Source organism: Afipia sp. MLSD5-FHT05B12, from assembly GCF_058793355.1.
The window spans coordinates 1-14,026 of record NZ_JBXAFS010000010.1 but is presented as its reverse complement, the minus strand read 5'-3'; the positions used below and the strand labels follow the sequence as shown (position 1 = coordinate 14,026).

The following is a 14,026-nucleotide window of genomic DNA, read 5'->3' as shown; positions in this document are numbered from 1 at the left end:
CAAGGGGGGAGGGGGATAACGCACTCTGAACCGCGTTCAGAACGCCCTCGAGATTGCCGGGCGCATCGCGGCAGGAGGACGGAAGATTGCTCGCGCGAAGGCCGGACTCAAAACGCTGTCCCCGCCTTCGGCTTCTTCTCGGGCGTGTCGCTCTCGCGCGGCAGCGGCACGATCCGCAGCGCGGTGATGCGGTTGCGCTCGCGCCGCAGCACCCTGAAACGGAAACCGTGGAACGTGAAGCTCTGGCCCCGGTCGGGGATCGAACGCGCTTCATGAATGACAAGGCCGGCGATGGTGGTCGCCTCCTCGTCCGGCAGATGCCAGTCCATCGCGCGGTTGAGATCGCGGATCGGCACCGAGCCATCGACCACGACCGAGCCGTCCGGCTGGGCACGGACGCCCGCGACCGCGACATCGTGCTCGTCGGAAATGTCGCCAACGATCTCTTCAAGAATGTCTTCCAGCGTCACGAGGCCTTCGACCTCGCCGTATTCGTCGACCACCAGCGCGAAGTGAGTCTTGCGGCGGCGGAACGCCTTGAGCTGTTCCGACAGCGGCCGCATCTCCGGCACGAACCACGGCGGCAAGGCGAGCGCGGCGACATCGACCTTGGAGAGGTCACCGTCTGTGGTGCGGATGGCGCGAAGCAGATCCTTTGCGTGCAGGACGCCGATGATGTTCTCGGGCTTCTCGCGCCAGAGCGGGATGCGGGTGTATTCCGATTCGAGGATTCCGCGGATCACCGCGTCGGGCGGCCCGTCCGCGTTGACGCTGATCATCTTGGTGCGATGGACCATCACGTCGGACACGGCAAGATCGCCAAACCGGAAGACATTCTGGATGTACTCGGCTTCGCCGCTCTCCATCTTGCCGTGTTCAGCCGATTCCTCCACGAGCCCTTCGATTTCGGAATCGGTCAGGATTTCGCTTTGCGAGGATTCCTTGACGCCGAGCATCCGCAGGATCGCCCGCGACGCGCCGTTGAGCAGCCAGTTCAGCGGGTAGAGAACGAGATAGGAGACGTAAAGCGGATACGCGATCCATTGCGAGACCGGCACCGGCTGCCTGATCGCGAGCGTTTTCGGCACCTGCTCGCCGATCACGATATGCAGCGAGGAGAACACCAGAAAGCCGGTCAGGAACGCCGTGAAGTGCAGCGCGGACTCCGGCATTCCGAGCGGCTCAAGAACAGGCCGGAGCAGTGCGGCGACGGTCGGCTCGCCGACCCAGCCGAGACCGAGCGAGGCCATGGTGATGCCGAGCTGGCAGCATGCCAGATAGGCTTCGATATCGCCCATCATTCTCATCAGCAGGCGAGCGCCGAAGCGATTCTGCTCGGCCATGGCCCTGACGCGAAATCCGCGGCTCTTCACCAGCGCGAATTCGGCCGCCACATAGAATGCGTTGGCGGCGAGCAGAAGGATGGCGATGAGCAGATTGACGGCCGCTGAATTCATGTTTGTCCCGCGACTGCCTCGTCCTTATGCGGTGTGCCGGCGGCACGTCCTGACATCCCGCGCCGAGACAGCATCGCCCTCACCCTGACAGTTTCTCTTGAAGGAACGCGCGCACCGCCGACTGATCGACGTCGTTGACGATCACCGCCTTGCCGATCTGCTCCAGCAGGATGAACGTCAGCCGCCCGCGCTTCACTTTCTTGTCCTGCGCCATCAGCGCCATCAGCGTGTCGGCGTCCGCGAGACCCTCCTGCTGAAAGCCGGCGATATCCTGCAATTTTGTCGGCAGGCCGACCGACGCGAGATGACGCTGCACGCGCGCCGCGTCCGCCGCCGGGATCATATTCAGACGCGCCGAGAATTCGGCGGCCAGCACCATGCCGACCGCGACCCCTTCGCCGTGGAACAGGCGATCGGAGAAGCCGGTCGCGGCTTCAAGGGCGTGGCCGAACGTATGCCCGAGATTGAGCAAGGCGCGGTCGCCGGTTTCGCGTTCGTCGCGTGCCACGATCGCCGCCTTGGCGCGGCAACTGGCCGCGATGGCCTGTTCACGCGCGGCCCCGCCGGAGAATATCTCGCCATGATGAGCCTCCAGCCAGTCGAACAGCTCCGCGTCGCCCAGCACGCCGTATTTGGCGACTTCCGCGTAGCCCGCGCGGAACTGGCGCGGCGACAGGGTATCGAGCACCGCCGTATCCGCGATCACCAGCACCGGCTGATGAAATGCACCGACGAGATTCTTGCCGTGCGGCGAGTTGATTCCGGTCTTGCCACCCACCGATGAATCGACTTGCGCCAGCAGCGATGTCGGCACCTGCACGAAATCGACGCCGCGCCGGACAATCGACGCCGCGAAGCCCGCGAGATCGCCGATCACGCCGCCGCCCAGTGCAATCACCAGATCGTTGCGCTCGATCTTCGCCGCGATCAGTCCTTCGGAAACCTCCTGCAACACAGCGTAGCTTTTCGACACCTCACCCTCGCCCACCACGATCCGCGACGATGCGATGCCGGCATCCGCCAGCGCGGCTTCGGTCTTGCCGAGCCAGTGTTTGGCGACGGTGCGATCGGTCACGATGGCCACCCGCGCGCCGGGCCGCAGCGCGGCGATGCGATGGCCGAGCGACGGCAGCACATCGCGGCCGATGATGATGTCATAGGCGCGATCGCCGAGGGCGACGCCGACGGTCACCGGGTTATTGGTCTTGATGGGAGCGGTCATTGTGTTTCGCTTGAGGAAGAGGACGCCGCGCCGCCTGACAACAGATGGGCGGACAACGCGTCGATGCATTCATCGACGATCTTCTCGTGCGGCACATCGCGCGAGGCGATCGCCAGATCGGCGAGCTGATAGAACGGACTTCGCTCACCGATCAGACGCGCGATGGTCGCGGCGGGGTCGGCGGTTTGCAGCAGCGGCCGGTCGGCGCGGCGCTTGACCCGCCTGAGAATGATATCGCCGTCCGCCTGAAGCCAGATCGAAACGGCCTTGTCATGAATTCGCCTGCGCGTCTCCTCGCGCAGGAACGCGCCGCCGCCGGTGGCGATCACGCAGGGACCGGTTTCCAGCAGCCGCGCGATCACCCGCGCTTCGCCGTCGCGGAAATATGGCTCGCCATGCTGCGCGAAGATTTCGCTGACCGTCATGCCCGCATGCGCGATCTCGATTTCATGATCGGCATCGAGAAACGGGATGTGAAGCCGCGCGCCGAGCCGGCGCCCGATGGTCGATTTCCCCGACCCCATCATCCCGACAAGCACGACCGAGCGGCCGCCCAGAGCCGCGACGATGTCGGCCTCGTGGGTCATGCCGTCCTGGTGTCTGGCTGCGGTTTCGGTCATCTCCGGTCCGGTTGGCCGCAAATGCGGCTAAGCTCATGTGTCACCTATACTACTCCTGCCGATCCCGTTGCCAGAGACTCTTGCCGAAACGGCGCGAACATGTTGGTAGTTCAGGCGGCCCGAACCGCGGTGTTCCGGCGGTTAACACGCCCGCATCCAAAGGTTAATTTCGAGGCTGGTGATTTTGCCAGGGACGCGCTGCAAGATGAACCAAACGCCGGATACGGGACACTCGTAGATGCCCAGCCTGTTTCGCTTCCTGACTGTCGTGGCGGTGATCGGCGGGCTGATCTACGGCGGCATCTTTGCACTCGCCAACTTCGTCAATCCCAAGCCGCGCGAAATGACGGTCAGCGTTCCGCCCGACAGATTCCTCAAGAGGTAGGCGCTGGAGGAACGTAACGTCATGTCCGGCAAATCCTCCGACGCGCGGCTCACTGGCCTGTTCCTCGACATGCTCGCGGCGGAGCAGGGCGCCGGCGACAATACGCTCGGCGCCTATCGCGGCGATCTTGAAGACCTCTCCGGATTTCTCGCGCGGCGCAAATCGGCCTTCCTGAACGCAGACACCCAGATGCTGCGCGACTATCTTGCCGATCTCGACACCCGCGGGTTCAAATCATCGAGTGTGGCGCGCAAGCTGTCGTCGACGCGCCATCTGTTTCGTTTCCTTTTGAGCGAGCGTGTACGCGCGGACGACCCGGCTGCGATCCTGTCGGGCCCGAAACGCGGACGCGCGCTGCCGAAGGTGTTGTCCATCGCCGATGTCGATCGTCTGCTGACGCAGGCCAAGGCGCTGTCGGTCGCGCCCGAACAATCGCCGCTGCAACACCTGCGCGCGCTGCGGCTGTCCTGCCTTCTCGAAATTCTCTACGCAACGGGACTTCGCGTTTCGGAGCTGGTGGCGCTGCCGCTGTCGGCGGCGCGGCGCGACGCGCGCATGATCGTGGTGCGCGGCAAGGGCAACAAGGAACGTCTGGTCCCGCTCAACGAGACGTCGAAGCAGGCGATGGCCGACTATCTCGCCGCACTGGAAGAAACGCGGAGCACTCAGAAGAAACCATCGGCGACTTCGAAGTGGCTGTTTCCGTCATCCGGCGAAAGCGGCCATCTGACACGGCAGCATTTCGCCCGCGACCTCAAGGAGCTGGCGATGGCGGCGGGTATTGCGCCGCGCCTGATCAGCCCACATGTCTTGCGTCACGCATTCGCATCTCATCTCCTGCACAACGGTGCTGATTTGCGGATCGTCCAGACGCTGCTCGGCCATACCGATATTTCCACGACCCAGATTTACACCCATATCGTTGAGGAGAGACTGAAGAGCCTGGTGCGCGACCTGCATCCGCTGGCCGACAAATGACCCGTTGAAAGCCCCGCAATCCAGCAATATCAGCACTTTTCACCGCGGCGCTTGACTTGGGAGCGCTTCTTGACTTGAAAGACCCCACGAAAGACTTCAACCCTCGGCCAAAGAACGGCCAAGAGACCGATTCGCGCGCCCTTCGCCCAAGTACTCGCCGAAAAACCAAGTACTCGCCGAAAAACGCGCCTGCCCCTTAAATTTGTCACATGCCGGACCTGATGCGCAGTTATCTGGATTTTGAAAAGCCCGTCGCCGAACTCGACGCCAAGGTTGACGAGTTGCGCGCGCTTGCCGCCAGCGGCAGCGACATCAGCGAAGAGGTCGCGCGCATCGAAGAGAAAGCCGCGCAGGCGCTCACCGAGCTGTATTCCGATCTGACGCCCTGGCAGAAAACCCAGGTCGCGCGTCATCCGCTGCGGCCGCATTGCTTGGATTACGTCAAGCAGCTCATCACCGAATTCACGCCGCTCGCGGGCGACCGCAAGTTCGGTGACGACGAAGCGCTGGTCGGCGGCTTCGGCCGTTTCAGAGGCGAGAGCATTTGCGTGATCGGCCAGGAGAAGGGCGCGACCACAGAAACCCGGCTCAAGCATAATTTCGGCATGGCCAAGCCCGAGGGCTATCGCAAGGCCGTCCGGCTGATGGAAATGGCGGATCGCTTCGGTATTCCCGTGCTGTCGCTGGTTGACACCGCCGGCGCCTATCCCGGTATCGGTGCGGAGGAACGCGGACAGGCGGAAGCGATCGCGCGATCCACCGACGCCTGCCTCAATCTCGGCGTGCCCAACGTCGCCGTCATCATCGGCGAAGGCGGCTCTGGCGGCGCGATCGCGATTGCCACCGCGAACCGCGTGCTGATGCTCGAGCATGCGGTGTACAGCGTGATCTCGCCGGAAGGCGCGGCCTCGATCCTGTGGCGCGATTCGACCAAGGCGCAGGAAGCGGCGATCAACATGAAGATCACCGCGCAGGATCTCGCCCGCTTCGGCGTGATCGACACCATCCTGAAGGAGCCACCGGGCGGCGCGCACCGCGATCCGGCGGCCATGATCTCCCGCGCCGGCGATGCCATCGCGCAGGCTTTCAACGACATGCGAAGCCTGGATTCCAAGGCGGTTCGCAACCAGCGCCGGCAGAAATTTCTCGATATCGGACGCAAGCTCGGTTAGGGCGTCTTTCAGCGCAGATCGGCACGATCCGCGCTGCGAAGTCACATCGTGGCTTTTTCGAGACAGGCGCTCTCCCGGTCGGGCCGTTTTTCCCCTGTGTTTTGATTTACTTAGCGTTGACCATAAAACGCTTCCCGCCCCTGCGGGAAAGCCCGTTCAGCTTGCGGCAACGGGGTATTTAAGGATAATAATTGCTCAATTGCTGACGCACGTTTTTAGCCAAAAAGCGAACGCTGCTTTTACGACGAAAACACGTGCAGCCTGTTTTATCGGACAGTGTTTTCCGGCCGCCTCCTGCGCGCCACTTTGCCGGAAGATGGTCTGCTACCGGGGTCTGGTCTTGGGTCTAGCCGGAGTATGGGGATTGCCGGTCTGCCGCGGAGCCTTGCATTGATCGATCGCACGCACATTCGCGCGCTTGTCACGTCGGCTGCGCTCGCGGCTGGACTTGTGCTTGCCGGATGCAACGGCGAACAGCTCTCGCCCAGTTCGAAGGCCAACCGCCCGATCCCCGACAAGCTGCTCGCTGACATCGAAACAAAGAACATGGACAAGGCGTCGCCGATGCTTGTCCGCCTGTTCAAGCAGGAAGCCGAGTTAGAGGTCTGGAAGCAGGACCGCAACGGCAAGTTCGCGCTGCTGAAGACCTATCCGATCTGCCGCTGGTCGGGAGACCTCGGACCGAAGGTCAAGGAAGGCGACCGTCAGGCGCCTGAAGGCTTCTACTCGATCACGCCCGCGCAGATGAACCCGACATCGGCGTATTTCCTGTCGTTCAACATGGGCTATCCGAACGCCTACGATAAGGCATGGGGCCGCACCGGATCGCAGCTGATGGTCCACGGCGATTGCTCGTCGCGCGGCTGCTACGCGATGACCGACGAGCAGATATCGGAAATCTACGCGCTTGGCCGCGAATCCTTCTTCGGCGGCCAGAACGCGTTTCAGGTGCAGGCCTATCCGTTCCGCATGACCGCGCAGAACATGGCGCGCCACCGCAACAATCCGAACATGCCGTTCTGGAAGATGATCAAGGAAGGCAACGATCACTTCGAGGTCACGAAGCAGGAGCCGAAGGTCGATTTCTGCGAGAAGAAGTATGTCTTCGACGCGGAGAAGCCCGCGGGCTCGACCCGCCCGATGACCTTCAACGCCTCGGCGCAATGCCCGGCCTATCAGATTTCGCCCGAGATTGCCGAAGCCGTTCAGGACAAGCAGCGTCAGGATGAATTGAAGACCGCGCAACTGGTCTCGCGCGGCACCGCGACTGCGCGTTCGCGCGCCGGCATCGACGGCGGCATGCATCCGGTGTTCGCTTCCAAGCTGCCGGAAGGCGAAGCCGCGATCGACCGGGACGTCACCGATTACGCGGTCGCATCCAACGGGCCTGCTCCCGGAACTGTTCCGGCACATGCGACGATTCCAAAGGCGCCGGAAGCCGCGCCGTCGTTCAGCTTCACCTCGTCCAACAGCGAGCCGATGGTGGCGGTGACAAGCACGACGCCTGCCGCGTCCACCAGTTCCTCGGCCTCGTCCGAGGGCAGCTTCTTCAGCAGGCTGACCCGCTCGGTCGGCCTGGGCGGTTCTGCTCCCGAGCCCGCGGCACCCGCGAAGCCCGTTGCCACGGCCACGAAGTCGAAGGCGAAATCACCCGAGCCGGTAAGGACGGCCAGGAGCACGCCTCCGCGCGTCATCCCGCTCGAACGTCCGCAGCAGGCTCAGGCCCAGGCTCCTGCCAAACCCGCCGCGCCTGCGACAACAGCCGCAGCAGCGCCCGCCGCTCCGGCACCGCAGCAGTCGCTGGCCGGAGCCCAGCCTGCGGTGCAGGCAAACTCCTTCGACAGCCGCTGGTCGACAGTCCGCTAGGGCTGATCGGTCTCATTTGAAACGCCTGCCTTGCTGCACGCACCATCGAACTCCCTCTCCCGTGGGGTGAGGGTTGGGGGTCAGGGGTGACGATCTATCGTGAGAGCTTACGCCCTCACCCGGATCGCAACAGCGATCCAACCTCTCCCCACGGGAGAGGTGAAGCGAAACATGCATTGCGCTCACAAAAACGCCGGTCGAATGACCGGCGTTTTTTATTCAACGAGTTGTGCCGCTCAGGCGAACTTGCCGTGGCAATGCTTGAACTTCTTGCCGGAGCCGCACGGACAATCCTCGTTGCGGCCGACCTTGCCCCAGGTGGCGGGATTCTGCGGATCGCGCTCGGCGGGTGAAACCGGCGCAAGCGATGCCTGCGCAAAGGCCATCTCGTCTTCGCCGGTGTTCGGATTGAGCTTGTGCGCTTCCATCTGCGGCAGTTCCGGCTGCTCGTCCGGCGGCACGATCTCGACCCGCACCAGTTGCGCGGTTACAGCCTCGCGCAGATGCGAGATCAGGCCCTCGAACAGATTGAACGCCTCGGATTTGTACTCCTGCAACGGATCGCGCTGGCCGTAACCGCGCAGACCGATCACCTGACGCAGATGGTCCAGCATCACCAGATGCTCGCGCCACAGATGATCCAGCGTCTGAAGCAGGATCGACTTCTCGACATAGCGCATGACGTCGGGGCCGAACTGGGCCGACTTCGCCGCCATGTGTTCGTCGACGCGCTGCTCGATGCGCGCCAGCATCTCCTCGTCGGCGATGCCTTCTTCCCTGGCCCACTCATCGACCGGCAGGTCGAGATCGAGCACGCGCTTCAATTCGTCCTTGAGGCCGGCGACATCCCACTGCTCCGCATAGGCATGCTCGGGCACGTGCTTGGCGACCAGATCGTCCACCAGCGCATGGCGCATGTCGGAGACGGTCTCGGCCACGTTCTGGTCGCGCATCAGATCGATACGCTGGTCGAAGATCGCCTTGCGCTGGTCGTTCTGCACGTCGTCGAACTTGAGCAGGTTCTTGCGGATATCGAAGTTGCGCGCCTCGACCTTCTGCTGCGCCTTCTCCAGTGCCTTGTTGATCCAGGGATGGATGATCGCCTCGCCTTCCTTGAGGCCGAGGCGGGTCAGCATGGTGTCGAGCCGGTCCGATCCGAAGATGCGCATCAGATCGTCTTCGAGCGACAGATAGAACTTGGTGCGGCCGGGATCGCCCTGGCGGCCGGCGCGGCCGCGGAGCTGGTTGTCGATGCGCCGGGATTCGTGCCGTTCCGAGCCGATGATGTAGAGGCCGCCCGGCTTGCGAACCGTCTTGGTGCCGGGCTTGTCCGGATTGAGATCGACCGTCTCCTCCGCCTTAAGCACGATCTCCTTGAACTTCTCGATGTCGGCCTTGATGCCGTCGATGATCCGCCGCTTCTCGGCTTCGTCCTCAACGCCAGCGGTCTCGATCTGGCTGCGCATTTCCAGCGAACCGCCGAGTTTGATGTCGGTACCGCGGCCGGCCATGTTGGTCGCGATGGTGATCGCGCCCGGCACGCCCGCTTCGGCGACGATGTAGGCTTCCTGTTCGTGGAAACGCGCGTTCAGAACCGCGAACAGCTTGGCCGGCTTGCCCGCGCGCGCGGCGGCATAGAGCTTCTCCAGCGCCTTCGGATTGCCGAAGTCGATCTGCTTGTAGCCGTTCTTGGCGAGATACTCGCCCAGCACTTCCGACTTCTCGATCGACGCGGTACCGACCAGCACCGGCTGCATGCGCTTGTTGGCCTGTTCGATCTCCGCGAGAATCGCGCGATGCTTTTCATCCGCCGTGCGATAGACCTCGTCGTCCTCGTCGAGACGCGCGACCGGCACGTTGGTCGGGACCTCGATGACCTCCAGCTTGTAGATGTCGAACAGTTCGTCCGCTTCGGTCGCCGCCGTACCGGTCATGCCCGCGAGCTTGCCGTACATGCGGAAATAGTTCTGGAAGGTAATCGAGGCCAGCGTCTGGTTTTCCGGCTGGACCGGCTGATGTTCCTTGGCTTCCAGCGCCTGATGCAGGCCTTCCGAATAACGGCGGCCCGGCATCATGCGGCCGGTGAATTCGTCGATGATGACCACTTCGCCGTCGCGGACGATGTAGTCCTTGTCGCGCTGGAACAGCGAATGCGCGCGCAGCGCCTGATTGATGTGGTGGACGACGGAGACGTTCTCGACGTCGTAGAGCGAGTCGCCCTTGAGCTGGCCAGCGGCCTGCAACAGGTTCTCGATCTTCTCCATGCCGGCTTCGGTCAGGGTGACGGTGCGCTGCTTCTCGTCGACCTCAAAGTCCGTCACCTTTTCCAGCTTCGGAATGTAGGTGTCGATGGTGTTGTAGAATTCCGAACGATCGTCGAGCGGGCCGGAAATGATGAGCGGCGTGCGGGCTTCGTCGATCAGGATCGAGTCGACTTCGTCGACGATGGCGAAGAAGTGACCGCGCTGGACCATGTCCTCGAGGCGGTACTTCATGTTGTCGCGCAGATAGTCGAAGCCGTATTCGTTGTTGGTGCCGTAGGTGATGTCGCAGGCGTAGGCCGCCTGACGCTCCGCGTCATCCAGGCCATGAACGATCACGCCCGTGGTCATGCCGAGGAACGAATAGATTTCTCCCATCCACCCGGCGTCGCGCTTGGCGAGGTAGTCGTTGACGGTGACGACATGGACGCCGTTGCCGGCCAGCGCGTTGAGATAGACCGCCAGCGTCGCCACCAGCGTCTTGCCTTCGCCGGTTTTCATCTCGGCGATGTCGCCTTCATGCAGCACCATGCCGCCGATCAGCTGCACATCGAAGTGGCGCTGGCCGAGGGTCCGCTTGGCGGCCTCGCGAACGGTGGCGAAGGCGGGGACTAAAAGGTCGTCGAGGGTCTTGCCTTCCGCGATCTGCTTGCGGAACTCCCCGGTCCGCGCCTTCAGCGCCTCGTCGGACAGAGCCGCGATCTCGGGTTCCAGCGCGTTAATCGCATCGACACGGGCCTGGTATCCCTTGATCCGCCGGTCGTTGGCGGAGCCGAAAAACTTGCGGGCGAGCGCGCCGAGCATGAAAAATTCCTGTCTTGCAGTTGGCGTTGCGGCTGAAGTCACCGCAGCCCTGTAACCGGGATGAAACGTCCGCAGAATTGCTGATGGAGCAAACCCTTGCGCGAATCCTCGAGGATGAGTGCGGGAGCGAATTCTAAAGGTTCACCCGCTTGAGCGCGGCAAAGCCCCGCAGCAGCCAGGAGAGCCTGCCGGGAGAGATATGGGCCGTCCAAAGCCTTGTCAACGCGCGAACCTCTCAAGGATTTCATGATTTTGGCGGCTTTTTCGCGTTGCTTCCGGGCGGAGGTTGGGCGAGTGTCCCGCCTCCCGAACGACCCAGTGATCCGGTTCTGACATAAGCGCATACCGGACACGAGACATCAGCTTTGACCCATAAGGATTTTCCATGACCGTTTCTCCGAACCGCACAGCCTCCCATACCGGACTGGGCGCGCGACTAGGACTGCTCACATCGGCCGCTGCAATTTGTCTCACGGTCGTTCTGAGCGCCGGCCAGCCGCTCCGCGCGCAGGATGCCAATGCCGTGATCGCAAAGGTTAACGGGGCCGAGATCCGTCAGAGCGACCTGACGGTCGCCGAGGAAGAGCTGGGACCGAGCCTCCAGCAGATGGACCCCGCGACCCGCCGCGACAATCTGATCGCATTCCTGATCGATATGAAAATCGTCGCCAAGGCCGCCGAAGCCAAGAAGGTCGGCGACTCGGCGGAGTTCAAGCAGAAACTCGCCTTCGCGCGCGACCGCCTGCTGATGGACAGCCTGCTCGCGACCGAGGGCAAGGCCGCCGTGACCGACGAGGCCATGAAGAAAGTCTATGAGGATGCCACCAAGCAGGTCTCGGGCGAGAAGGAAGTCCGCGCCCGGCACATTCTGGTCCCGACCGAAGAAGAGGCGAAGGCGATCAAGGCCGAACTCGAGAAGGGCGCCGATTTCGCCAAGCTCGCCAAGGAAAAATCCAAGGACCCCGGCGCCGCGGACGGCGGCGACCTTGGCTTCTTCACCAAGGAGCAGATGGTGCCGGAATTCTCCGCCGTCGCCTTCGCGCTCGAGCCCGGCAAGATTTCCGATCCTGTGAAGTCGCAGTTCGGCTGGCACGTCATCAAGGTCGAGGAAAAGCGCGACCGCAAGCCGCCAGACTTCGAGCAGGTCAAGGGCCAGATCCAGAACTTCGTGGTGCGCAAGGCACAGGCCGATTACGTCACCAAGCTGCGCACGGAGGCCAAGGTCGAACGCACGGACAAGCCGGCGGACGCTGCTGCGCCGGCGGCGAAGCCTGATGCAAAGGCTGCTCCGGCTGCGCCTGCGAAGAAGTAAATCGACTTCGCACCGAACCTTCAGTAACCTGACGTCATGCCCGGGGCTTGCCCCGGGCATTTACGTCTTGGGGCCTTCACAGTTAAAGGCGTAAGACGTGAATGGCCGGAAAAAATCCGGCCACGACGACCGATACTCCTCGATCCCAGGGCCCCTGATCTCATGTCCACCGCCGTCTCCCCGCTCGCCCCCACCAACGTCCCCGACATGCCGAACATCGACGGCGTGCGCCTTGCGACGGCCGCCGCCGGCATCCGCTACAAGAACCGCACCGATGTGCTGCTGGCGCTGTTCGACAAGGGCACCACGGTCGCGGGCGTCTTTACGAAATCGAAGTGCCCGAGCGCCGCGGTGGACTGGTGCCGCGCCAAGCTCAAGGGCGGCGAGGCGCGCGCGCTGGTGGTCAATTCCGGCAATGCCAACGCCTTCACCGGCAAGACCGGCAAGCAGGCGGCCACGCTGACCGCGTCAATCACCGCCAAGGCCGCTGACACCAGCGCAGCCAAAGTCTTTCTCGCCTCCACCGGCGTGATCGGCGAACCGCTCGACGCGACCAAGTTCAACGGCGTGCTTGATGATCTCGCGGCCAATGCCGCGCCCGAAGGATGGGACAACGCCGCGCGCGCGATCATGACCACGGACACGTTTCCGAAGGTCGCCACCGCCACCGTCAAGCTCGGCAAGGCCAGGGTCACCATCAACGGCATGGCGAAGGGTGCCGGCATGATCGCGCCGGACATGGCGACGATGCTGGCCTTCGTCTTCACCGATGCGCCGCTGTCGGCGGCCGTGCTGCAATCGCTGCTCAAGACCGGCGTCGAGGATACGTTCAACGCGGTGACCATCGACGGCGACACCTCGACCTCGGACACGTTGCTGGCGTTCGCCACCGGCGCCGCCGCCGCGAACGGCGCGCCGAAGATCACGCGCGCGTCCGATCCGCGTCTGAAAGCGTTCACCAAGGCTTTCAACGCTATCCTGGCCGATCTCGCCGAGCAGGTGGCGCGCGATGGCGAAGGCGCGCGCAAGCTGGTCGAGGTCGTGGTCGAAGGCGCGACCTCTAAACCATCCGCGCGGAAAATCGCGATGTCGATCGCCAACTCGCCGCTGGTGAAAACCGCCATCGCCGGCGAGGACGCCAACTGGGGCCGCGTGGTGATGGCTGTCGGCAAGGCCGGCGAACCGGCCAACCGCGACAAGCTGTCGATTTCGTTCAACGGCATCCGCGTCGCCAGCAAGGGCGCGCGCGATCCGTCTTACGACGAGAAGGAAGTCTCCGCGCTGATGAAGCAGCCGAAGATCCAGATCAAGGTCGGGCTTGGCCTCGGCAAGGGCCGCGACCGCGTGCTGACCTGCGACCTCACCAAGGAATATGTCGCCATCAACGGCGACTACCGCTCGTGATCAAACTTGTCCTCGTCGTTGCCTGCGCGCTGATCGATGCGGACAACCGCGTCCTGATCGCGCAGCGTCCCGAAGGCAAGACGCTTGCGGGATTGTGGGAATTTCCCGGCGGCAAGCTGGAGCCCGGCGAGCGGCCGGAGCCGGCCTTGATCCGCGAACTCGCGGAAGAACTCGGCATCAAGGTCGAGGAGCCGTGCCTCGCGCCGCTGACCTTTGCCAGCCACAGCTATGAGACCTTCCATCTGCTGATGCCGCTGTACATTTGCAGGAAATGGGAAGGCACGGTGACACCGCACGAAGGCCAGCAACTCGCATGGGTGCGCGCCAACAAGCTGCGCGACTATCCGATGCCGCCGGCGGACATTCCGCTGATCGCGCATCTGACGGACCTGCTGCTGTAGGCGCGACGTCCCCAAAGCCCGGCGCAGTCATTTCTCCGCCGTCATTCCGGGGCGCGCGAAGCGCGAGCCCGGAATCCATGACGCGGACATCTCGTGAGTGATTGTGGATTCCGGGTTCGCTCGCAAGTGTGCGCGCATCCCGGA

The 14,026-nt window shown here is 63.3% G+C and carries 11 protein-coding genes; 7 read left to right on the top strand and 4 right to left on the bottom strand.

Features of this window, described 5'->3' with window-relative positions; all coding sequences use genetic code 11:
• Window positions 1–107 precede the first annotated feature (107 nt).
• The 3 genes from AC1Q6J_RS14210 to AC1Q6J_RS14200 all read right to left on the bottom strand — a co-directional run bounded on the left by AC1Q6J_RS14210 (window position 108) and on the right by AC1Q6J_RS14200 (window position 3,299).
• The gene (locus AC1Q6J_RS14210) at window positions 108–1,457 is read right to left on the bottom strand and encodes a hemolysin family protein (protein WP_492279925.1); all 1,350 of its coding nucleotides are present in this window, start codon (window positions 1,455–1,457) and stop codon (window positions 108–110) included.
• A 79-nt stretch (window positions 1,458–1,536) separates the two neighbouring features.
• Entirely contained in the window at window positions 1,537–2,679 is a 1,143-nt protein-coding gene (aroB, locus tag AC1Q6J_RS14205) for a 3-dehydroquinate synthase (protein ID WP_492279924.1), read from the bottom strand.
• Window positions 2,676–3,299: a shikimate kinase gene (locus tag AC1Q6J_RS14200; RefSeq protein ID WP_492279923.1), complete on the bottom strand. Its 624-nt coding sequence runs from the start codon at window positions 3,297–3,299 to the stop codon at window positions 2,676–2,678. Before AC1Q6J_RS14200 ends, aroB begins: the two co-directional genes overlap by 4 nt.
• Before the next feature lie 238 nt (window positions 3,300–3,537).
• Between AC1Q6J_RS14200 and AC1Q6J_RS14195 the strand changes: the two genes are divergently transcribed.
• The 4 genes from AC1Q6J_RS14195 to AC1Q6J_RS14180 all read left to right on the top strand — a co-directional run bounded on the left by AC1Q6J_RS14195 (window position 3,538) and on the right by AC1Q6J_RS14180 (window position 7,700).
• Window positions 3,538–3,684, top strand: a complete 147-nt coding sequence (locus AC1Q6J_RS14195) for a histidine kinase (protein WP_492279922.1) — start codon at window positions 3,538–3,540, stop codon at window positions 3,682–3,684.
• Window positions 3,685–3,705: 21 nt separating this feature from the next.
• The gene (gene xerD / locus AC1Q6J_RS14190) at window positions 3,706–4,662 is read left to right on the top strand and encodes a site-specific tyrosine recombinase XerD (protein ID WP_492279921.1); all 957 of its coding nucleotides are present in this window, start codon (window positions 3,706–3,708) and stop codon (window positions 4,660–4,662) included.
• A 209-nt stretch (window positions 4,663–4,871) separates the two neighbouring features.
• On the top strand, window positions 4,872–5,834 hold the full coding sequence (locus AC1Q6J_RS14185; protein ID WP_492279920.1) for an acetyl-CoA carboxylase carboxyltransferase subunit alpha: 963 nt from the start codon (window positions 4,872–4,874) through the stop codon (window positions 5,832–5,834).
• A 390-nt stretch (window positions 5,835–6,224) separates the two neighbouring features.
• Window positions 6,225–7,700 (top strand): L,D-transpeptidase family protein, encoded by a 1,476-nt coding sequence (locus tag AC1Q6J_RS14180; protein WP_492279919.1) that lies wholly within the window; start codon window positions 6,225–6,227, stop codon window positions 7,698–7,700.
• 236 nt (window positions 7,701–7,936) lie between these two features.
• Here AC1Q6J_RS14180 and secA read toward each other — a convergent pair whose 3' ends face one another.
• Window positions 7,937–10,765: a preprotein translocase subunit SecA gene (gene secA / locus AC1Q6J_RS14175; protein ID WP_492279918.1), complete on the bottom strand. Its 2,829-nt coding sequence runs from the start codon at window positions 10,763–10,765 to the stop codon at window positions 7,937–7,939.
• Window positions 10,766–11,150: 385 nt separating this feature from the next.
• Here secA and AC1Q6J_RS14170 point away from each other — a divergent pair, with 385 nt between their 5' ends.
• The 3 genes from AC1Q6J_RS14170 (at window position 11,151) to AC1Q6J_RS14160 (ending at window position 13,882) form a co-directional block, all read left to right on the top strand.
• Complete coding sequence (locus tag AC1Q6J_RS14170; RefSeq protein ID WP_492279917.1) at window positions 11,151–12,077, top strand: peptidylprolyl isomerase; 927 nt, start codon at window positions 11,151–11,153, stop codon at window positions 12,075–12,077.
• Between the two features lie 162 nt (window positions 12,078–12,239).
• A complete protein-coding gene (argJ, locus tag AC1Q6J_RS14165) occupies window positions 12,240–13,481 on the top strand; it encodes a bifunctional glutamate N-acetyltransferase/amino-acid acetyltransferase ArgJ (protein ID WP_492279916.1) in 1,242 nt (413 codons plus the stop codon).
• Window positions 13,478–13,882 carry a (deoxy)nucleoside triphosphate pyrophosphohydrolase gene (locus AC1Q6J_RS14160; RefSeq protein WP_019199566.1) on the top strand — a complete coding sequence of 135 codons (405 nt, stop codon included), beginning with the start codon at window positions 13,478–13,480 and terminating at the stop codon, window positions 13,880–13,882. The genes argJ and AC1Q6J_RS14160 overlap by 4 nt, the downstream gene beginning before the upstream one ends.
• Window positions 13,883–14,026: the final 144 nt, after the last annotated feature.